At 63.7% G+C, this 19,563-nt stretch carries 21 protein-coding genes; 9 read left to right on the forward strand and 12 right to left on the reverse strand.

Annotation, left to right across the window (positions count from 1 at the left end; all coding sequences use genetic code 11):
* Positions 1-49 precede the first annotated feature (49 nt).
* Together QCD70_RS13885 and QCD70_RS13890 are read right to left on the reverse strand one after the other, a co-directional pair.
* Positions 50-1,486 carry a polysaccharide biosynthesis tyrosine autokinase gene (locus QCD70_RS13885; protein ID WP_441004945.1) on the reverse strand — a complete coding sequence of 479 codons (1,437 nt, stop codon included), beginning with the start codon at positions 1,484-1,486 and terminating at the stop codon, positions 50-52.
* A gap of 1,001 nt (positions 1,487-2,487) precedes the next feature.
* Positions 2,488-3,186, reverse strand: a complete 699-nt coding sequence (locus tag QCD70_RS13890; protein WP_301217267.1) for an SGNH/GDSL hydrolase family protein — start codon at positions 3,184-3,186, stop codon at positions 2,488-2,490.
* A 253-nt stretch (positions 3,187-3,439) separates the two neighbouring features.
* Between QCD70_RS13890 and QCD70_RS13895 the strand changes: the two genes are divergently transcribed.
* Positions 3,440-4,081, forward strand: coding sequence for a CPBP family intramembrane glutamic endopeptidase (locus QCD70_RS13895; RefSeq protein ID WP_301217269.1), 642 nt, complete (start codon positions 3,440-3,442; stop codon positions 4,079-4,081).
* A gap of 236 nt (positions 4,082-4,317) precedes the next feature.
* Positions 4,318-4,527, forward strand: a complete 210-nt coding sequence (locus QCD70_RS19250) for a DIP1984 family protein (protein WP_367316729.1) — start codon at positions 4,318-4,320, stop codon at positions 4,525-4,527.
* A 197-nt stretch (positions 4,528-4,724) separates the two neighbouring features.
* Here QCD70_RS19250 and QCD70_RS13900 read toward each other — a convergent pair whose 3' ends face one another.
* Positions 4,725-5,030 carry a hypothetical protein gene (locus QCD70_RS13900; RefSeq protein ID WP_301217271.1) on the reverse strand — a complete coding sequence of 102 codons (306 nt, stop codon included), beginning with the start codon at positions 5,028-5,030 and terminating at the stop codon, positions 4,725-4,727.
* A 469-nt stretch (positions 5,031-5,499) separates the two neighbouring features.
* Here QCD70_RS13900 and QCD70_RS13905 point away from each other — a divergent pair, with 469 nt between their 5' ends.
* Entirely contained in the window at positions 5,500-5,916 is a 417-nt protein-coding gene (locus tag QCD70_RS13905; RefSeq protein WP_301217273.1) for a hypothetical protein, read from the forward strand.
* Between the two features lie 83 nt (positions 5,917-5,999).
* On the opposite strand, the gene QCD70_RS13910 is transcribed toward QCD70_RS13905, so the two are convergent.
* Positions 6,000-9,845, reverse strand: coding sequence for a DUF7507 domain-containing protein (locus QCD70_RS13910; protein WP_301217275.1), 3,846 nt, complete (start codon positions 9,843-9,845; stop codon positions 6,000-6,002).
* A 395-nt stretch (positions 9,846-10,240) separates the two neighbouring features.
* Complete coding sequence (locus QCD70_RS13915) at positions 10,241-11,743, reverse strand: fibronectin type III domain-containing protein (RefSeq protein ID WP_301217277.1); 1,503 nt, start codon at positions 11,741-11,743, stop codon at positions 10,241-10,243.
* A gap of 306 nt (positions 11,744-12,049) precedes the next feature.
* On the opposite strand from QCD70_RS13915, the gene QCD70_RS13920 reads away from it, so the two are divergent.
* Complete coding sequence (locus tag QCD70_RS13920) at positions 12,050-13,318, forward strand: hypothetical protein (RefSeq protein WP_301217279.1); 1,269 nt, start codon at positions 12,050-12,052, stop codon at positions 13,316-13,318.
* Positions 13,319-13,359: 41 nt separating this feature from the next.
* On the opposite strand, the gene QCD70_RS13925 is transcribed toward QCD70_RS13920, so the two are convergent.
* From QCD70_RS13925 to QCD70_RS13935, 3 genes are all read right to left on the reverse strand, one after another.
* A complete protein-coding gene (locus QCD70_RS13925; RefSeq protein WP_301217281.1) occupies positions 13,360-13,854 on the reverse strand; it encodes a hypothetical protein in 495 nt (164 codons plus the stop codon).
* A gap of 8 nt (positions 13,855-13,862) precedes the next feature.
* A complete protein-coding gene (locus tag QCD70_RS13930) occupies positions 13,863-14,327 on the reverse strand; it encodes a hypothetical protein (protein WP_301217282.1) in 465 nt (154 codons plus the stop codon).
* A gap of 79 nt (positions 14,328-14,406) precedes the next feature.
* Positions 14,407-14,547 carry a hypothetical protein gene (locus tag QCD70_RS13935; RefSeq protein ID WP_301217283.1) on the reverse strand — a complete coding sequence of 47 codons (141 nt, stop codon included), beginning with the start codon at positions 14,545-14,547 and terminating at the stop codon, positions 14,407-14,409.
* Positions 14,548-14,645: 98 nt separating this feature from the next.
* On the opposite strand from QCD70_RS13935, the gene QCD70_RS13940 reads away from it, so the two are divergent.
* From QCD70_RS13940 to QCD70_RS13950, 3 genes are read left to right on the forward strand one after another with little or no spacing between them, the layout of a single operon-like run.
* Positions 14,646-15,050 (forward strand): hypothetical protein, encoded by a 405-nt coding sequence (locus QCD70_RS13940; RefSeq protein WP_301217285.1) that lies wholly within the window; start codon positions 14,646-14,648, stop codon positions 15,048-15,050.
* A gap of 27 nt (positions 15,051-15,077) precedes the next feature.
* A complete protein-coding gene (locus QCD70_RS13945) occupies positions 15,078-15,488 on the forward strand; it encodes a helix-turn-helix transcriptional regulator (RefSeq protein WP_301217287.1) in 411 nt (136 codons plus the stop codon).
* A complete protein-coding gene (locus QCD70_RS13950; protein ID WP_301217289.1) occupies positions 15,485-15,979 on the forward strand; it encodes a hypothetical protein in 495 nt (164 codons plus the stop codon). The genes QCD70_RS13945 and QCD70_RS13950 overlap by 4 nt, the downstream gene beginning before the upstream one ends.
* An 89-nt stretch (positions 15,980-16,068) precedes the next feature.
* Here the strand turns inward: QCD70_RS13950 and QCD70_RS13955 are convergent, their stop codons facing one another.
* The 4 genes from QCD70_RS13955 to QCD70_RS13970 all read right to left on the reverse strand — a co-directional run bounded on the left by QCD70_RS13955 (position 16,069) and on the right by QCD70_RS13970 (position 17,862).
* Positions 16,069-16,362, reverse strand: coding sequence for a hypothetical protein (locus QCD70_RS13955; RefSeq protein WP_301217291.1), 294 nt, complete (start codon positions 16,360-16,362; stop codon positions 16,069-16,071).
* A 20-nt stretch (positions 16,363-16,382) separates the two neighbouring features.
* Positions 16,383-16,772 carry a hypothetical protein gene (locus tag QCD70_RS13960; protein WP_301217293.1) on the reverse strand — a complete coding sequence of 130 codons (390 nt, stop codon included), beginning with the start codon at positions 16,770-16,772 and terminating at the stop codon, positions 16,383-16,385.
* 202 nt (positions 16,773-16,974) lie between these two features.
* Positions 16,975-17,178, reverse strand: a complete 204-nt coding sequence (locus QCD70_RS13965) for a hypothetical protein (RefSeq protein ID WP_301217295.1) — start codon at positions 17,176-17,178, stop codon at positions 16,975-16,977.
* Positions 17,179-17,406: 228 nt separating this feature from the next.
* On the reverse strand, positions 17,407-17,862 hold the full coding sequence (locus QCD70_RS13970) for an SRPBCC family protein (protein WP_055924409.1): 456 nt from the start codon (positions 17,860-17,862) through the stop codon (positions 17,407-17,409).
* A gap of 134 nt (positions 17,863-17,996) precedes the next feature.
* On the opposite strand from QCD70_RS13970, the gene QCD70_RS13975 reads away from it, so the two are divergent.
* On the forward strand, positions 17,997-18,851 hold the full coding sequence (locus QCD70_RS13975) for an endonuclease/exonuclease/phosphatase family protein (RefSeq protein ID WP_301217298.1): 855 nt from the start codon (positions 17,997-17,999) through the stop codon (positions 18,849-18,851).
* Positions 18,852-18,860: 9 nt separating this feature from the next.
* Positions 18,861-19,511: a hypothetical protein gene (locus QCD70_RS13980; protein ID WP_301217300.1), complete on the forward strand. Its 651-nt coding sequence runs from the start codon at positions 18,861-18,863 to the stop codon at positions 19,509-19,511.
* The last annotated feature ends 52 nt before the right edge of the window (positions 19,512-19,563 follow it).

Raw genomic sequence — 19,563 nt, forward strand, 5'->3', positions numbered from 1 at the left:
TCTCCCCCCGAAGATGACCGTGCGCGATTCGCCGAATAACGAACGGTGGCTACGACGTGGCCGCAGACGGAACAGAAGTGTCTCCGTAGCCGTACCCGTAGCCATACCCGTAGCGCCCGTATCCATAAGCATCCGGCCCCTTGGTGGGCAGCATGGTGAGCACGACGCCCGACACTGGGGCATCCACATTACTCAAGGCAGTGAACGCTCCTTTCAGTTGGTTCTTATGAGTCCGGCCTGCCGCGCAGACAACAATCGTTCCGCCTACCGTGCGCGCGAGAATAGCAGCATCTGTCACGGGCAGAAGTGGTGCAGCATCGAAGAGCACAACATCGAAGGCCCGGTTGAACTCGCCGATCAAGTTGACCAGCGCGTCGGATCCTAAGAGCTCGCTCGGGTTCGGCGGTATCTTTCCAGCGGGCAGAACAAAAAGGTCTCCCTTGCCCCAGGGCTGTATGACGTCCTCCGGCTCTGCTCGCCCGATCAACAGGTCGGTGAGGCCTACTGCACCTTCGAGCCCCAGGTACTCGTGCACCTTTGGCCGACGGAGGTCAGCGTCTACAAGCAACACGCGAGATCCGGCATCGGACAAGGCGATAGCAAGATTGGCCGCGGTCGTGCTCTTGCCCTCACTCTGGATCGACGACGTAATTACGAATGAGCGGTTGTCTCGACCTACATCAAGAAACTGCAGGTTCGTCCGCAGCGTTCTAAACGACTCTGCTCGAGGGCTTCGCGGATCATCGTGAACGATCAACGGACGTTCTGACGCTTTCGCGTCAAAGACGATTCCTCCGAGGATCGGCGCGGCTGTAATGAGCTCGACGTCGCGCTCATTCCGAATGCGGTTGTCGAGCGTTTCGCGGAGAACGGCCAGTCCAATGCTCAGTGCCAGCCCCACGAGGCCACCGAGTGCGATGTTCAGCGGCACGTTGGGGCTGACCGGTGTCTGTGGAACCTCAGCGTGCTGTACGAGGGTGAGTTTGACTGGTGAGACACTGCTTGTATCGCTGGTCGATGTCTCGATGTTCTCCACGGCGAGCGTGAGGCTCTCGGAGACGGAGGTTGCGATCCTTGCTGCAAGTGCTGCATCAACGCTAGTGACCGAAATCTCGATCAGCGTAGTGTCGAGCGGAGCTGACGCGGTAATCATCGAAGCAAGCTCACTACTACTGACGTCGAGTCCCAATTCAGTGATGACAGGCAGTAAGACTATCGGGGTCGTCGCGAGATCCGCGTAGGTCTTGACCCGTTGTTGAGTGAACGTGTTTCCCTGCTGCAGGTCGGTAACGGTCGAGCCGCCCGAGGTAGAGACGAACACTTTTGCAGAAGAGCTGTACTTGGGCGTCTGCAGGATCGAATACCCGGCAGCTGCACCGATGCCGACGAAAAGCAGCACGGCGATGAGCACCCAACTCTTGCGCAGGATTCGGATGTAGTCACGAAGTTCCACTTCAGCGGCCTTCCCCTCAAGGTCGTCGAGCACGGCGGCCGAACAACCCCCACCGTCATCGTGCCACAGTTCGGCCCATGCTCCACTTCGAACGCATTACAGAGATGTAACACGAACGCAAATCTTCCCGGCCTAGCTCAGTTCGACACCCCTCGCGCGCGCCGCTCTGCGTCCGCACTTGCCCGGCATGTTCCGCATCAGACGACCCTCCATGTCGGAATGGGGATTTTAAGGGTTAGTAATCGCCGTCTAATCTCGACATTGGTCGGCCGCTACATGAGCGGCTCATAGAAATCCACCTACGACATGCACCGCTCCCAATGCAGGTACGCATCCCGAATTGTTTGAGACTGGTCACCTTCGGGCGTGGCTTGTTACGAACAACCAATTGGATGACGCGGGCACTAGTCTCATCGCTCATGTAGGCGCCGCCTCAGTCACTTCGCGGCGAGTCATTGGACGCCGCTGGAGTCAGTAGCGTAAAGAGCGATGCCTCTCTCTCGGTTGGTGCCAACCTACCCGGCTGTGGCAGACGAGACCATAGCGAATTTGGATGATGCGCCCAACAAATCGCCAATTATGAGAATCAGCCCTAGCCAATTCGCGCATCATTAGTGCCAACTGATCATTACCACGGCGAGAACCAGCCGAATGGCTCTAAAGCTGCTTCGACCAGCGTCGAAGTCATCGAGGATCGCTCTCAGCGACTGCCCAATCGTTCAAGAGCTTACGCCGTGATGCGCATCGTAAAGGCCGCCAGGGCCTCTGTTGGGGACGCGTAAGGCCCAGACCACGCATGCCTCGTGTGCAGGTCGGCACTCTTCGCATGCCAGCCGTCCGCCATGAGATAGACGGTAGCCACTCGAACAGGCTCCCCAGCCCCAGCCCCAGCCCCAGCCCCAGCCCCAGCCCCAGCCCCAGCGTTACGCAAAATCAGTGCGACCTTGTCGCTTTCGTTTTCGAGGTAGACCTCACCCATGTTCAACTCCCCCCAGTTGGTGGATTCACCATACTGCTTCAGGGTTACGGGCGCATTACTTTGGTGTCACCAGCTGTGGCAGCTGGGTGATAGCCGTCTGCGCAAGAAGCTGCGCACCCGCGGCATCCGCTGAAACACCGTCGATCGAATAGGCGTCCGCCCACGAGCCATCGGGTGCTGCGACGGGTGTGTAGAGGTCGAGTACGCCGAAGCCATTTGCGGCAGCGGAGGTTTGAAGTAAACCGTTGAGCTCGATCACCTCGGCACCGTAGACATCCGACGGCGGTGCAAGTGCCACGACCGGCACGCCGCCGCGAGCCTGCACCGCCTGCCACAGAGCCTGAATGTTACTAATTGCCACCGTCGCATCAGTGCCGTTATTGATGTCGCCCGCGCCGGCCTGCACTACAACGAAGCCGCTCAAGGTGGGAACTGCGTCCAAACGGACTGCTACCTCGGCCGTAGTCAAAAGCGTCGGAGCGTCGGGGACAACAGAGAGCTCAGTGCTCTCGATAACTCCCGGAACAAGACCGGCGGATACCGACAGGGCCCACCACGAGGTCTCGGCCGAGGCGATCTGGTCGCTCAGAATCGAAGCACCGACAGGCGCTTCGGAGGTCGGCGTCGGCGTCGGCATCGGCGTCGGCGTCGGCTCGGACAGATCGAAGCTCGTTGACGCCGACGGCGATGTAGGCGACGGATTAGTGCCCGAGCGCAAAGAGAATCCCGACAACGCCATGGCTGCGAGACCCAAGGCCGCAACTGCAATCAAACCAAGCGCGACATAGTCTGCCCCTCGGCCGATTAGACGACGTGGTCGTGACCGGCTCGGTTTTCCCGCCATATTGTCCCCCGCAAGATGAAGTTCAAGACTAGCTTGCCTCGACCGCGTCTCGGAGTCACGCATCCGCTACGTTTGCATTGTGACAGCGCTTCGGGGGGATGCGCCGCAGCGGCGGTGGGGCATTGGCGAGTCTGTATTCGGTTTGAGCGCGGCGTTAATACTCATGGCCGGTCTCACGAACTGGCTTCAAACCCCACGATTCTATGACGGACACCTGGTCCTGATTCTGAGCTATGCGGTTGTCTGGGTTCCATTTCTCGGGGCTGTCGGGGTCGCCTGTTTCCTCCGAGGAACACGATCTCTGGCTCACGATGTGGGCCTGCGGATCACATTCTTCGATGTCCTCCTCGGAGTAGGTGCCGGCTTCCTGGTCCGTGCGATCGCGGGCATTATCGAGATCGCCTTCATCGGACGCATGAGCGGCCTCGGCGTGACTTTCGGTGACACGGTCTACGACGGCTGGTGGGTCTTCGGAACAATCTTGGCGCCTGTGTTGCTGGCGCCTTTCGTGGAGGAGCTCTTCTTCCGCGGCCTCCTGCAGCGAGCCCTACTGCAGGCTGGGTCTCATCGATTGTCGGCCCGGTCCGCGACCGTACTTTCCATCATCACGAGCGCCGCACTCTTCGCGCTGCTGCACCTGACCCAGGCAGCGAATCCGATCGGCGCTGCCGTGCTCGGGATCTCCGCCGTCACCTTCGGCCTGGCGGCGGCTCTGATCGCAGGTCTGACCGGTCGCATCGGGGGAGCTATTATCGCGCATGTGGTATTCAACGGTTCGCTCGTCGCAGCCTCTCTTTTCTCGTAAATACCCGAGTTTCTCGAAACACCGCAGCAAGCTGAAACACCAGCCTCTCCTGGCGAGACGGTCAAAGCATAAAACTCGCCGAAGCACTGTTACGACGGGCTAATCTTCAGAAATAGGTGGAGCAGGCGCGATCACGCTTCGTCGCGGATGCATCGTTTCAGGAGACCGAGGAGTCTCTCCAGAACGCGTCACAGCGATGCTTTCATCGCGCCAATCTATGATGCGAACACGGCATTCTGGTTCGAACGATGGATGCGGCGACCGGCGTATGGGTCCGAAGTCAAACGCGCACCAAGCTCCGGCAAATCTCCGCCCTGCCCGTAAAGAAACTTCGGAAGCAGCTCGAAGCCGTGACGAAACATATGCGCGATATCTGCCTGCTGATTCAGCGCACGAGCTGGGCGCCGGACCTATTGCGCGGACGAGCGGCAGCGATGAATCGGTAGATTCGCTCGGAGCGAGCACGCACGGTCGGGGCAGCAGTTCATCTGGCCCCCTGCAGGCGCTATGGGCAGCGTCAAGCCTTCGGCCTCCACACATCAGTCGGCACCGAGGACCGGTCATCTTGGCGGAATCACGATCATGTTTTGACCGGAAAGACCAAAGCGGCTTGGGCCTCACTGCAACGCGCACGCCAAGGAGGTCAGCGCTGCGGCGGGAGTGCTCGCGATTCGCTTCTGGTGCTGCGCCGGTTAAGGTCCATCCGTGGGCGTAGGTCGAGTAGAGACACCTGATGCTTTTTCGACCGCCATTTCAGGTCGACCGACGTCTTACCACTCTCGATGAACTCATCCACGGCCAGCCATGTCAGAACAGGCGAGCGGGGCTCGACTAACCATCCGATAGTGACGTCGTAGGTACGGACAACCTTGGGCCGAGCCTTTTCATTCTTGAATATCTGCAGGACCTTGAGCGGAATGTCGTTCTCTGCGTTGCCTTCTGTTGCCACGATGTGATCCCCCGATCGTGGACCAGCTTCGAGCCTCTGACACCCGTGAGACGCCGGCGACGCCTGATGTTGTCAGACGACGCTGCCCCTACCACTGAGGGTAGCTCGATCAACGATCTTGCGTTAGGGAAATCTGGGCCCCATTTCTGGTGGCATTCGGGTGAAGAGGCGTGTGGGCGGTGATCTCGATACGGCCGCGGACGGCCTACTCGATCAGCGCAGAGCCGCGGACGGCCTACTCGAGCGGCGCCGAAGACATGTGAAGGCCCCCGCGTCTGGCATGGGCCAAACTCAGGAGCCTTCGGGTGTTCGCCCCCAGTGTCGGCGGAAGACGAACCGTTGCACCGGTCTTGGGAACCGATTCAACACATCCATCATTCACAGACCGCCTCCCGAACCGCGTGGGCTAGACGCATAGGCATCGCGGTGTTACCTTCTGCGACTACAGCCAATCTTTCAAGGAGACAACATGCGCGTGCTTGCCTGGATCAGTCTCATCATCGGCGTCGTCTCGCTCTTCGTCGCCTGCGCGCTTCTCGTGGGCAACGACGACCTCGCGCTCGGCGGCCCCTCACTCCTCCCCGACGTTCTGAGCGGCAACTGGCGGCTCCTGCTGGGCCCGGCGATCTGGGTGGCCGCGGTCGGCCTCAGTGTTGCGTGGATCGCGTTCCGGCGCCTGCCGGGACTCGCCTGGTTGGCTCTTCTGGTACTGGCATTCCTCTTCGTCGCCTACCTCGCCGTCGGACTCGTTCCCTCGGTGGGCATCGCCGTCGTCGCCGTAATTGTCGGCGGCATCCTCGTGCCCGTCGGCGTCGCGGCTATCGCTTCAGCGATCGGTCACGCCGTGCTGCGCCGCCGGGCCGACACCGTGGCCCGCCCGGCCTGAGCGGTCGCCGTCGCCCCTGAACAAACAGCTGCAGGCCCCGGAATTGCTCCCGGGGCCCGCAACGTTTCAGATATACGGAGCGCCTACTCCTCCGTGGTGCGGCGGCGGCGCATCACCAGAACGAAACCGGCGAGCAACAGGCCCGCGCCTGCCACAAGAGCTCCAGTGATAGTCAGACCGGTCAGGGCCAGACCCGACGGCGAACCCGGGGCCGGGGTTGCGACCGGCGCAGCCACGACGGTGACGGAGGCGTCGTCGGAGGCATCGAGTTCACTTCCATCGAGCGCGACTCCCGTTGCGACAGCGACGTTCGTGAACGCTCGTGTCGTGTGATCGAGAGTCAGCGGAATGGTGCGGCTCTCACCGGCAGCCAGAGTTCCCACCTCGACGGTCTCGTCGAGCTCGTCGTCGGTCACCACGACATCGGTCAACGTGGAGTTCCCCGTGTTGGTGACGACGATCTGCCAATAGGAAGCATCACCCGTGGTCACTTCAACTGTCTCGGACCAAGGCCCGCTCGCCGACTTGCTCACCTGCTTCTCGATGTCGAGCCCTGGAATCACTCCGAAGTACCAGGAGTCATCCGCCGCAACGAGTGGGGTCTCGCCTCCGGCGGGATCCTCCGCGGTCGCGGTGACCGTGTTGTGGTACTGGCCTTCGATGGCAGTGCCCGAAGCGTTCAATGTGACCGATTCGCCCGGGGCCAGTGCCGGGATCGTGTCGCTGAACACCAGCTCGCCGTCATGATCGTAGTCCTCGACGAGAACGTCGGTCAGCGGAAGCGAACCGGTGTTCGTGACCGTGTAGCTCCAGTCGACCTCGTCGCCCGGCGTGAGCGGCAGACCCGGTGCAGAGTCGACGTCCTCACCGTTGGTGGTCTTGACGATGCTCAGGCCGGAGTCGCCGGCCAGGTACCAGGAGTCGTCGACGGCGGGAGTGGGCTGGACGGGGAGGGCTTCGCCCTCTTCGTCGACTGCCGTTCCGACCGCCGTTGCGGTGTTCTGGTACTGGCCCTCGATGGCGAGACCGGTTGCCGTGAAGGTGCGTGTCTCACCCGGCAGCAGCAGTCCCGTGACCGTCGACGTGGGTGTCAACGTTCCGGTCGACCCGTCGCCCGCGGTGAACACATCACTGACTGCGACATCACCGAGCGGGGTGTCACCGGTGTTGGTGACGTCGTAGGTCCAGGTAACGGTCGAGCCGACCGCCACGAGGGCACCGGGTGCCTCCGTGTACTCGATGCCGTTCGTCTTCTTGACGACAGACAACGACGGGGAGGCCACAACGTTCACTGCAGCGGGGTTCGACGAGAACGCGACAGCGTTTCCGTTGTACGTACCGGATGCCGAAACGGTGTTGTCCGCTGTCTCTCCATAACTCGTGTCACCGAGCACCGTCGTCGGAACCACGAGAGTGAAGGTGTTCCCGATGGTGAGGCTCGCAACCGAGACTCGGAACGCGGTCGCTCCGGTCGGGTCACTCGTCCATGTTCCCGTGGTCGCCGAGGTCGCGTTCGTGGAGTACTCCACGGTCGCGCCGTCCGGCGCTCCGGTCACCGCGCCCGACAATTGAGTGTCGAAGTCATCACCATCGGCGATGCTGGGCAGCTTGTCGAAGAACACGGAACCGGTGACCGGGTTAGGCAGGATGTCGTTGACCAGGATCTGCCAATACGCCTCCGTTCCGACCGTGGTGTTCAGACCCCACGGGCCCGTCGGCGACGCGGCCGACAGCTTGGAGATGAGCAGACCACCGGCGGTGTTGATCGTGGTGATGTCCGGCGAGAAGGCGATACTTCCACGAGCGGGATCGAAGTCGTAGGAGTCCGCCGTGAAGAACGGTCCGTAGCCGGTCATGGGCACCGTTGCGGAGTTCGTTCCGCCAGCCGCGGTCGACAGGAATCGTGGATCGGCTGATGTCGCCCACGAGGTCGTGCGCACCGAGGTCTCAGACGGCTTGTAGGCCTGAGCGATCGCCGTCACCGGAATCGCGTAGGTCCATCCATAGGCTTCGGCGAGTCGACTGTTGGCGACACCGGGCGGGCGCATGGGAGGCAACGAGTCGAAGCTGAACTCCACAACCTGCTGCTCGCATCCGTCGGCTCCCGTGACTCGGCCCGAGGCATCCACCGTAGCTCCAGCGCCGATTGCGGGTGTCGCCGGGATACCCGTCGTGCTCGGTTCGATGGAGATGGGCTGAGACGGATCGTAGAGCACGCCGCACGGGAGAACCACCGACATCGTGGAGTCCGTGTATGTCTCGGACGGGTTCTGGTTCACGATGCCGGCGGTGACAACACCACTACCACCGACCGACAAGGCCGTAGGCGCGTCAACATGCGTCGTGATGTAGACGGAGTCGCTGGGTGTGTATGCGTGGCTGGCGGTGTTGGTCAGCGCGCCGGCCTCGACTGTGACCGTATTTGTCTGAGCTCCGGGAGACGTCGCGGCAGGCGTGTCGCTCGACGCGATGCCCTGATCAACGCCGCGGAAGACGGGCTGGAAGCTCATTCGAACCTGAGCCTCGACATTGATCGGAACCGTCTCAGCACCCGGAGCGACGGTGAGTCGCCATCCGGTCAGAGTGGAGCCGACAGGGAGATTGAGCACACCCTGGGTGGCCGCAGACTGCCACGACGTGGATCCGTCGGTCTGGACAGCGATGACGAGAGATTGGCTGGTAGTTCCCGAATTGCCGGTTGGAAAACCAGTGAACGTGGACCAGGTCGACGATCCATCGATCTGGTACTCGAGCAAGTACGGAAGGTCGAGGGACTGGAGGCTGGTGGAGAACGTCAGGAACAGCTGCTTGATGTCTGCGTGGTTGAACCACGACTCGTTGGGAGAGCCCGTCGCCCCGGAGTCGGTAAGAACCAGCTGATCGATGTCTGGGCTTCCACCCGGGCCAATGTAGGAACCGGCTGTCTGAGTCAGGTGACTGAGAAATCCGGCGCTGCTCTGCCCTGCGTCGCTCTTTGTCGCGCCAACGGATACGCCGCCGGTCGGCCCGAACGGGATGCTCTGGGCACTCGCCGACGCTCCGTCATGCGGGGTGCCCTTCGCATCAGTCGTGGCGAGATCCACGGTGTTCAGGGGCGGTTGCTGGCCCAGCTCCCAACCGGGAACGGTCTCGGGATAGTGGACGGTAATCCAGATCTGCTGTCCTGAGGTGTCGAGCTGGTTCTGAGACGGTCCATACGTTCCCGTGCGGGTCCACGTCACGTCCGGGAAAGCAGACGTGTCCCACGAACCGTTGTTCCAGGTCGAGGAAGCTCCCACGAGCTCAGCCCCGGCGGGGAGGGAGTCCGTCAGCGTCTGCGAGTACGACGTAAATGTCGAATTCGAGTTGGGGTGGGCTGTGCCGATATTGAAGTAGTAAGTGACGGTTCGGTTGTCGCTCCCAGCGATCGTCGTGGATCGCTTAGAAGTGTCGTAGTCGTTATCACCCGTGACGAGGGTCGTTACCTCGTCGGAGGTCACGGATCCACTCGGCCCGCCCATGCCCGACATAGAGGTCACCAGCGGAAAGTTTTCGTATTTCTTGTAGTTTTCGACCTGCGACACCGTGTACGCGATGCTCACGACCGACTCGGTTGTGTCATTCAGCGTCAGCGTGAGCACACGTGTCGCCTCGTCATACGTGTAGCTGGCGACGGTCTGTCCCGGCCCGGACGGTACAGAGGTGAACGTCGTGCCCTCCGGCAGCGTCGTAGTCAGGACAGCTCCAGTCGCCGGATTGCTGCTGTCGACACCCTCGAACTGCAAGGTGGCGACGTAGTTGTACGTGTCGCCGAGCTCGATGGTGCCGCTCTCCGGACCAGTCAGGGTCAACTCGTAGTCTCCTGCCGCGGCGTTGGCGGCCGTGGGCATGCTGACCACACCCAGGATGGCAAGTAGTGCGACGGTGAGGGCCGCGAGGAATCGCCTCAACCCGCCTGAACCTCGTCTTGATTTGGCTGTGTGGAGCACGTCGTCCTTTCGGGGCGCTGTGAACGACCTTCATCGTTCGAAGTGACATTTGAGTTACTGCTCGTTACCTGAAGAGATACGAAAGACAGAATTGCCTTACGCCGGTACGAGAAATATCCTCAAAATCTGATTAGTCGGTTGCCCCCACAACCTGAACCGCACCCACTCTGCAACGCGTGCGGTCACTCAAAACTAAAGCGTCACTCGCTCTTAAATCAATACTTTTACTCACTATGTTGTGCATCGGTTGGTAAATTGAGTCTCGTATTTGCCGATACAGAACGTTTCACACTCGCGCCAATGTGAGTCGAACGAGAGATTCTCATAAGAAGAGGCGCGCCGACCTGTTAGGTCGGTTAAATACGCGGGGTCGCAGCGCGGGGGCGGCGGGCCGCACGCGCCGCCGCCGACCCGGCCATCAGCAGGGCCAGGGCCATCCAGATGCCGACCGTCGCGTCGACCCCGGTGGCCGCCAAGGCGGGCTTCGGCGCGGCGAACGGCACCGCCGGATCGGCCGAGCTGTACTCGCTGATGCCGTGGCGGTTCGCCGAGGCCACGTCGACCGTGTAGCTGCGCCCGTTCTCGAGGCCGGTGATGGTCGTCGACGTGGCGTCTCCGGTCAGGGTGAACCGCTGCACGGTCGCGCCGGATGCGTCGCGCACCCTCACGAGGCGATTCTCGGTCGCGACGGGCTGCGACTCGAGGTCGGGGTCGGGGTCGGTCCACAACGCGGTGACGGCCCCATCGGATGCCGTGGTCGTGACGGTGGCCGGGGCATCCGGCGGGGTGCCGTTGGTCTGCACCAGAATGCGACCGGTCTCGTAGTGGTAGCCGACGGTGCGATCGGGGAAGAAGGCGTTGCCCGTGTTGAGGTGGCCATCGGGAATGGAGTTGTACAGCATCATCTCGTGCCGGGTGTTCGTGGTCACCCAGCTGGCGAAGGGGGTGGCCGAGCTCGACGTGCTGAACCTCAGGGCGGTTCCATCGGGCAGGGCCGCGAGCGCGGACTGGGCGGGCAGGCTCGCCGCGTCGGCCGGCGGCGTGATGAGGCCGGCGAACTGCGAACCGGTCAGCAGCCCCGTGGGCGCACCGGTGTCGATCGTCGTCGCCTGGCACAGCGGGGCCACGTCTTCGACCTGCCAGCAGAGGTCGACGGCCTTGTCGTAGACGGGATACTTCAGCGCGGTCGGGTAGACGTCTGTCGTCTTGCCGGCCTGCATCTCGGTCACGCCCGTCTCTCCCGTGACCAGCGTCGGCGCCCCGAGAGTGAGCGTGCCGTCGGTGGTGGTGAAGGCGATCGTGAAGCCCTGCGCCAGGGTCGTGTCGTCGAGCTGCATCAGCGGGCTGAACCAGTCGTAGTCGATCTTGCTCGTCTTTCCGGTCTGCACCTGCAGCGCCTGCCCCACACCCATGACGCCGTCGATGCCCGGTGCTCCCCCGAAGCTGCATGTCGGGCACGGGCCTGAGAGGAACGCGACGTCGCTCGCCGTCGCGCCGCCGATCGAGAAGTCGGCCACCGACAGCGTTCCCGACAGACTGTTGCCGACGTACTCGACGCTCGCCGGAGCATCCGTCGTCGTCGCCCCGGGAATCGTCGATTCGAACATCACCAGCGCGGTCGAGCCGGTGTCGAGAATGACGGTGTATGGGTCGGGGTTCGTTCCGAGCATGATCTCGACCGTCGGATAGAACCGGCCGCTGTCGCCGGTCACCGTCGAGAACGTCACGGGGATCGCGGCGGGTGCATCCGCCGCCGCCGTGGCCGGCGTGCCCGCGAGAAGAGCGGATGCGCCGAGCGCCACCGCGACAAGACCCGCGCCGAGCGACCTGCGAACGCGCGCACCGAACAGAACCACCATCTCAACCCCCCGATTGACGCATCGACGGCGGCTCCCCGGCGGGCCGCGCGATGTCGGCTCAGATTATCAGCGGACGGTTCAGGCCTTGTTCCCGAAATAGGCGCACATCAAAGAAGTGAAGAATGCTAGCGTTTCAGAATTGAGTGTCGATTCGATCGGACAACGCAGTCGCCAGCGGGGAATGCACCGGTCGAACAGACGCTCATCCTGGGGCTGTGGGGGTCTTCAGGAGCGCGCCGGCACTGTCGGCGCACACGCAGCCGGCTGCCATGGCCCCTGCAACATCCGACTCTGAGGAGCACCCCCTTGCACAACACATCTCGCGCGCGCGTTCGCGGCGTCGCCGCTCTGGTTGCGACAGCGACCGTCGTTCTGGGCGGAGCGCTCACCGCTCTTCCCGCCCAGGCCGCGACATGCACGTCGTCGCCGACCAGCTGGAGCGACCTGCAGGCCGCGTTCGCGGCGGCTCCCGCTACAGGAGCAGTCATCTGCCTCGGTGCAGACATCACCCATACGGGAACGACGAATGGCGGTCCCGACGACTCGATCGACGTTCCTGCCGGCGCCGCCGTCACCTTCGACCTCAACGGCTACAGCCTCACCGTGGACAATCCGGGCTCGGGCGACGGCACGGCGGTCATCGACGTCAGCACTGGCGAGACGCTCACGGTCGAGGCGACAGGCGGCGGAACCCTGAACCTCACGACCTCGAGCGGAGGTGCCGCAGTCGGAAGCAGCGCGAACTCCGACTCGGGAACCATCGTCATCAACAGTGGAACCATCGACCTGGTCAGCGGGTTCGACGGCGCGGCGCTGGGCGGAGGCCAGTACGGAAGCAGTGGACCGATCACCATCAACGGCGGTCAGGTGACAGCCACCACCCTCGACTGCGGAGCGGGTATCGGCGCGGGCGAGTACAGCACGGCTGTCGGCCCGGTCACGATCAACGGCGGCACGGTCACGGCAACCGGAACCTGCGGGAGCCCGGGAATCGGTGCTGCCACCTCCGCCAGCGGAGGCATCGTCATCATCACCGGCGGAGTCGTCGTCGCCACCGGAGCGCAGGGAGCCGGTATCGGCGGTGGATTCCTGGGCGCAGGCGGCAACGTCACGATCTCGGGCGGAGACGTCACGGCGATCAGCCTCACAGGCGGTGCTGCCATCGGTTCAGGAGCGGTTTACTCCGAACCGATCCCCGCCCCCGGCACTCTCACTCTCATCGGAGCGGGCACCCCGACGGGCACTTCCGGGTCGAATGTCTTCGCGAGCTCCCCGACCCCCACAGTGCAGCCCGGTCCGGACGGCGTGTCCTTCACACAGACGACGCAGGACGGCGATGAGACGAGCCCGATCGCCTCGACCAGGATCGTGTTCACCACCACACCGGTCATTCCGCCAACGACCACCCCCGCGACCACCTCACCCGTTGTCAATGGAACGGTTCCCTTCACTGTCGCCGGCAGCCCGAAGCTCGCCTCGACGGGCTTCGACGGCATGCTGATCGTCGGATTCGGCGGACTGGCTGCTGCAGCGGGTGCGCTGCTTCTTGCCGCTTCGCGTCGCCGCCGCGCATAGTCGGGACGTGCCCGGCCCGACCGCACTCGAGTGCAGCCCGCCTAGAAGAAAGGTGGCGGGCAGATCTCTTCTGCCTCGCTGAACTGGCTGTGCGGCACGTCGGAGAGCGGCGTCCACTCCGCGTCGCTCGCGTCGAAGTGCTCGAATCCGGGGCCGTCGTCGATCTCGAAGCCCAATCCGATCAGGCAGTCACGCGAGCCGAGAAGATTCGCGTAGATGCCTCGCCTTTCGTCGCGAGAGTAGTCGGCGTACGTGGATTGGGAGCCGAGTGCGCTGCAGGCATCGGCGTCGCTCGCGTAGTCGTGCGGCTGACCATCCATGATCACCGACTTCGGTGAACTGCTGCCCTCCTCGGGGTCTGATTCCATCTCCCAGCCCTTGCCCTGCATGCACGTCGTGAACTCGACGACGAGTTCTTCTTGCGTGAAGAGGGGAACCGGCGGCGGCGGCGCGCTGACGTGTGTGACGGCGGTGCAGCCTGAAGCCGCAGTCGCCAGCAGCGCGCCGAGCACGCCAGCGACCAGCCGGCGGCGCACTGCCCTCCCTACATGCACAGTTCTGTTGCCCGAACGAAGTACGCGTGCGCCGGGTCTGCGGCGTCGGCTCCCGCCAGCGACTCGTAGGCCGCCTTCAGCCCGTCGAGTTCTGTCTTCTCGGCATCGGCCAGCTGCGGGTAGCAGCGGGTCGCGATCGCCGCAGAGAAGTCGGCGAGTCCGACCCCGGGGCCACCCGCCAGGGTGCTCGGCTCGTCGCCCACCTCGGAGTCGGCCAAGGCCCACAGCTGAGCCAGCGGGGCGTCTTCGGCCGCGATGCCACCCGGCCCTGTGGGTGGTGCTGGCGTTGCCGACGCCTCACCGGACGCCCGGTTCGTAGACGACGGGACCAGCATGTACTCGCCATTGTCGGAATCACTCGCAGCGGGAGCGCATGCGGCGAGCAGGAGGAGCGCCGCCGCCCCGCCGACGACGAGGGCGGCGCGGGCGGGCAGGCGCTTCGTGGTGCTGATCACCTCTCGATGCTGTCGGATCGCCTCGGGCCTGGCAATCGAAAGCGCCGACACGCGCGACGGATCTTGGTACTCCGAGTGCCTAGGTGCGTGAGCCGCAGCGGCGGTGAACGCGTAGGTGCGCAGTGTCTTGGTCTTCGGAGTCGTCGTCGAGCGACGGGCGAGGAGGGCGGATCAGCTGCCAGCCGGTGGGAACGAGCACCGTGTCATGGGCCTTTGACATACTTCACCCATGAAGTTGCCCCTTCGTAATCTGAGCAATGGCGTAGACCGATGAAAGGCGCCCAGCGGTCGCGTTGCACCCAACGCCAACGAGTTCCGATGACATGGCACATGAATCCGGTTCCCGCGATCGACATCTTCGACGAAATCAAAGAATCGCTGACGGGGCTTTCCCCGCTCGAGCGCGAGATGCGAATAGCGGCGTACACCGTCACTATGGAAATGGCAGCCCGAGGTGACCTCGACCCTGAGGGCACAGACATTGGCCCGATCATTCTCGATCCGAGCCTCTTCGAACTCCGCTGGAATTTCGGGCGACGGCTGTTTCGCCTATGCCACGCCGAGCCGACCTCACTCCCGTCGATCTTGATCGGATTGCATTTTCACGAGAAGGCGGTCACTGGCCTCGATCATGAGATCCGTGAGGCCCAGGACGCCCAGATAAGTCTGGCGGCCCTGCGGTACCGGGCGGGCGAGCGCAACAACTGGGGCCTTGCGCTCTGATACCTCCGACGTTATAGACTGCGGTCTATGTCAACCCTCGCAGAACTCCTGGGTGCAGATCTGTCATCTCCCTCGCAGCGACTCGCCCTGACTCTCACTGAGAACGACGCGTACCTGGTGCGAGATCTCATTGATCTTCGCATCCGCCTCAACATGAGCCAGCGCGATGTTGCCGACCGTCTGGGCGTCACGCAGGCCACGATCTCTGCATTCGAGAGGCACGACAACGACCCGAAGCTGTCGACCATTCGACGTTACGCCCTCGCGATCGGCGCGGTGGTCGCCCACTCTGTCGAAGAGGATCGCCGTGGTGCGTCTGGCTTCGACGGGTGGGAGCTCGCTGGTTCGTCTGTCACACGCGGGCGGTTCGGCGTTCCCCGTCATATTCGAGCGCAAGCCAATGACGCGGTCGGCTGGCAACGCGCGTCGGTTTCATGACTGACGACCTAGAGCAGCCTCAGCCAGTAGAAGTCAGCGACACACGGCATCTGCTGGAGCTCATGTCACTCGACGATATCTACTACGTCAATCTCTCGGTCGAACGCGTCAGCAACGACGACGTCGATCTCGACCAGGGCCCGCGGCTCAGCCACGACATATTTTCTCGGTACCACGCCAAGGCGATGAGTGTTCGCCTCTCTACGACGGTGGAGGCGAAAGATGCCGTCTACCACGTTGATATCGTCACCGACTACGAGTCGGAGGTCGAGGTTGCATCGTCTGAAGACATCCGCCGCGATTTCATTGAGCGGGTTGCGATCATGGCAGCGTGGCCGTACCTCCGAGTGGCTGTGGCAGATCTGTCTGCACGCATGCGCACCGAGCAGATCACCCTGGGACTCTTCAAACCCGGCGACATCACGCTGGGCGACTCCCGCCCGGCAGACCCCGAGACCGGGTTGGCCCTGGAGCCTGACGAGAACGGGTAAGCACACTCCGATTTCGATCCATAGTGCATCGACTCGTCGCTAAATGCCCGTACTCGCCGCCCGATTACGAGCGCTTTCTGACGGATGGATCAGGCGCGAGGCGAGGTGCCCTCGGGTCGAGGCCGCGTGCGAGCGCCCACGGCAAGGCCAGCCCAGAAGGCTCCCGCGAGCAGGCCGAGCACGGCTATCACCAGGCCGAGAGCCGTCATGGGCGCGACGACCTGCACGGCTCCGGGCCGGAACATGTCACCCGAGAGCGGCGCGTACGCCACCCATCCGAAGGAGAGGGGCTGCGACGCGGAGATGACTGCGATCACCGACCCCGCCACGACGGCGACGACGGCGATCGCGAGAAGGAGGCGCTTCAGAGTGGTGGACGTCATGCCTCCACGCTACGCAGTCGTCAGCGGGAGAGGGCGACGAACACCAGGGTCAGGCTGAGTGCGGCGACCACGATCAGGCCGCCGAGCTTGAGCACCTCGGGCGACGACGCAGCCCGCAGGCGCGACAGAAGAGCACGCGAACGCGCGGCCCACGTGGGCCCCGCAGCCCGAGGGGTGCCGGCAATCACGGGCTTCGGGGCGGCAGCATCCGGAACCGGCGTCGACCGCATCTCGAATGCCGCGGGCAGGGAGTCGGCTGCGGGCGCCGAGGCGGCCGGGGGCACGAACTCGGCTGCGGGCACCTGGACCTCCTCGAGCTCGCCGAACTCGGCGAGAAGGGAGTCGAACGTGAGCTCGCGCTCCGTTACAGACATGTTGGCGTGGGCACGTGCGGGCACTGGGGTGGTCATGGCATCCGAGCAGATAGGGGGTGAGCCGCATCCGTTGGAGGAAACCGGTGCGAGGAGAGTCTAGGGGGAAGACGCCGGCTCGAACTTGGGGGGCGAACCGACGCCTTCCTCTCCATCAAAGATAAGGATCTCTCAGATAGTTGTCTAATACTGGGGGCAGTTTCGGCGTGACCCTTGCGGATTCCGCCTCCCTGTGATCGACCTAGGCGATGAGTTGCGTCAAGGCCTCTTCGGGCGAGCCGTATGGGCCCGACCACCCGTTCCTCGAGTGGTCGTCGCTCAGCTTCGCGTGCCAACCGTCGCTCATGCGGTAGACCGTGGCGAGGCGGCTTGTTCGTTCATCAGCATCCGTCTGGAGGATGTAGGCGCGGCGGGCACCGTGATGTTCGATGATGGCGGAAGTCATGACTGGCGTTTCGCTCCTTCGAATGATCGCAGACGCGATCGAATTGGGTTGAGTGATGCTCATTTATTCGTGCGGCAACGCTACAGAGCGTCATGTTCCTTTGCAAGGGACTTCACAGAGCTCCGTAAACGACGTATTCTCACGATTCGGCGCCGCGACGGAATCGGATTGCACGCAGCACGAGAAAGGCCACCCCGAGCGGGGTGGCCTCTCGTTACGGGCGAGTGATCAGGCTTCGACGTCGCCGCGCCATGCTCCGTCGGGGTGGCCCTCCGACTCGATGTACTCCTTGAAGTTCTTCAGGTCCTTCTTCACCGCGTGGCCGCCCACGCCCACGGCCGAACCGAGCTTCTCGAGCAGGCCGGTGGGCTCCCAGTCGAGCTGCACGGTCACGCGGGTCTCGGTGGGAGCGAGCTTGTGGAACGTGACGACGCCGGCGTGGTCGACCTCGCCGCCCGTGCTCGTCCAGGCGACGCGCTCGTCAGGGTGCTGCTCGGTGATGTTGGCCTCGAACGTGCGCTCGACGGGGCCGACCTTGATCTTCCACTCGGTCAGGGTGTCGGTCACCTGCTGAATGGACTCGACCTCGTCGAGAAACTTGGGGAACTCCTCGAACTGCGTCCACTGGTTGTAGGCGACGGAGACGGGAACAGAAACGTCGACGGTCTCGATGATCTGGGGCATGTTTACAACTCCTCATAGTGCGGTATCAACTTGTCTGTACTCCTTCGACGGTACGGGCAGGGTGCGAACAGAATGACCCCCTTGACGCGCGGCGTGCTCAGCAACAGCCGCGCATCCCGGCCTACGCTGACCCCATGACAGACGCCCCGATCTTCGGCGAAGCCCACGCTCCCGATCTGCATGTGATGACCTACAACATCCGGCGTCGCATGCGGCAGAACACCCCCGGAAGCCCCGACCTCTGGTCGAGGCGGCAGCCGCTGATCCGCCGGCTGCTCTCGCGCGAACGCCCCACCCTGCTCGGAACGCAGGAGGCCCTGCCCGACCAGGCCCTCTTCATCTCGGCCGTGCTCGGCCCCCACTATCGCCGCATCGGCTACGGGCGCAACGCCGACGGCACCGGAGAGGGATGCCCGCTCTTCTACGACTCGCGCCGCCTGCACCTCGAGAGCTGGCGTCAGATCGCCCTGTCGGAGACACCGGATGTCGCGGGGTCGCGCTCCTGGGGCAACATGATTCCGCGCATCGCGGTCGTCGCCCGGTTCATCGACGTGAAGACCGGAGAGCCGCTGCGCGTGATCAACACCCACTTCGACCACATCGCCCGGCGGGCCCGGCTGCATTCGGCCCAGCAGCTCGCCGCGCTCGCCACATCGAGCGACGAACCCGTCATCGTGATGGGCGACACGAACACCGACGTCGGCACTGCTCCGTTCGAGGCGATCGCCGGCGACGCCGGGCCGCTCGTGGATGCCTGGGCCACGGCCGGCGTGCGGCTCACGCCCCCGTGGGGCACCTTCTCGAACTACCGTGCGCCCAGAACCGGCAGGAAACGCATCGACTGGATCCTCGTGAGCCCCGGCATCGAGGTTCGTGAGGCGGCCATCAATGCCTCGCGTTTCGACGGCGCAGCCGCATCCGACCATGAGCCCGTGCAGGTTCTCGTGCGCCCTGGCAAGGCCCTGCCCGCGGACGGCACCGCCGGGTAATCTTCCAGCGTGATCACCGAGACCTTCCTGCGGCGACCGCGCGGCGGTGCCGAGCTGGCTGCCGACGTCCTCCGCGCGCTCGGCGTCGTCAGCATCGTGATCGGCGGCATCCACTGGGGATTCGTGGAGGTGGCGGTCTTCGCACTCACCCTTCTCGGCATGCTCGTGCCGCGCTTTCTCGGGTTGCGGCCCGGTTTCGACATCGCGGTGGGCGGCACACTGCTCGTGGCCGCGTGGAGCGGCGTGTTCGAGCTGTACACGTCGATCGACTGGCTCGACATCGTGATCCACTTCGCCGCCAACGGCCTGCTCGCCGCGCTCTTCTTCGTCGTGGCGGCCCGCACGGGCGTCGTGCCCGACGTCGCAGCGGGAACGCCGTCGCTTCTTCGCTCGGCCCTGCTGACGACGGTGTTCGGCCTCGCCGCCGGAGTCCTGTGGGAGATGGGCGAGTGGGCCGGTCACACCTTCATCGACTCGGACATCTTCGTGGGCTACACCGACACCATCGGCGACCTGGCCGTGGGCGGCCTCGGCTCGCTGCTGGCCGGCCTGTGCATTCGCTGGCTCACGGCCGAGAGCCGGTGGATCGGGCCTCGAACCGAAGCGGAACGTGAGGAAGCGCCGGCCCATTTGGGGGTTGGGCCGGCGCCTCGGAATTAAAGATAAGGAATGCTCGATAACCGGTGGGCGAAAGCGGCGGTCTTTCACCTCC

This window comes from Agreia sp. PsM10 (assembly GCF_030433855.1).
GTDB lineage: Bacteria > Actinomycetota > Actinomycetes > Actinomycetales > Microbacteriaceae > Agreia.

Excerpts from the sequence above, each read along its gene's own strand:
- QCD70_RS13895 (WP_301217269.1), top strand. The coding sequence starts at position 3,440 with ATGGCCGGTCTCACGAACTGGCTTCAAACCCCACGATTCTATGACGGA.
- QCD70_RS13905 (WP_301217273.1), top strand. The coding sequence starts at position 5,500 with ATGCGCGTGCTTGCCTGGATCAGTCTCATCATCGGCGTCGTCTCGCTC.
- QCD70_RS13915 (WP_301217277.1), bottom strand. The coding sequence starts at position 11,743 with ATGGTGGTTCTGTTCGGTGCGCGCGTTCGCAGGTCGCTCGGCGCGGGT.
- QCD70_RS13935 (WP_301217283.1), bottom strand. The coding sequence starts at position 14,547 with ATGTCAAAGGCCCATGACACGGTGCTCGTTCCCACCGGCTGGCAGCTG.
- QCD70_RS13940 (WP_301217285.1), top strand. The coding sequence starts at position 14,646 with ATGACATGGCACATGAATCCGGTTCCCGCGATCGACATCTTCGACGAA.
- QCD70_RS13945 (WP_301217287.1), top strand. The coding sequence starts at position 15,078 with ATGTCAACCCTCGCAGAACTCCTGGGTGCAGATCTGTCATCTCCCTCG.
- QCD70_RS13950 (WP_301217289.1), top strand. The coding sequence starts at position 15,485 with ATGACTGACGACCTAGAGCAGCCTCAGCCAGTAGAAGTCAGCGACACA.
- QCD70_RS13955 (WP_301217291.1), bottom strand. The coding sequence starts at position 16,362 with ATGACGTCCACCACTCTGAAGCGCCTCCTTCTCGCGATCGCCGTCGTC.
- QCD70_RS13960 (WP_301217293.1), bottom strand. The coding sequence starts at position 16,772 with ATGACCACCCCAGTGCCCGCACGTGCCCACGCCAACATGTCTGTAACG.
- QCD70_RS13965 (WP_301217295.1), bottom strand. The coding sequence starts at position 17,178 with ATGACTTCCGCCATCATCGAACATCACGGTGCCCGCCGCGCCTACATC.
- QCD70_RS13970 (WP_055924409.1), bottom strand. The coding sequence starts at position 17,862 with ATGCCCCAGATCATCGAGACCGTCGACGTTTCTGTTCCCGTCTCCGTC.
- QCD70_RS13975 (WP_301217298.1), top strand. The coding sequence starts at position 17,997 with ATGACAGACGCCCCGATCTTCGGCGAAGCCCACGCTCCCGATCTGCAT.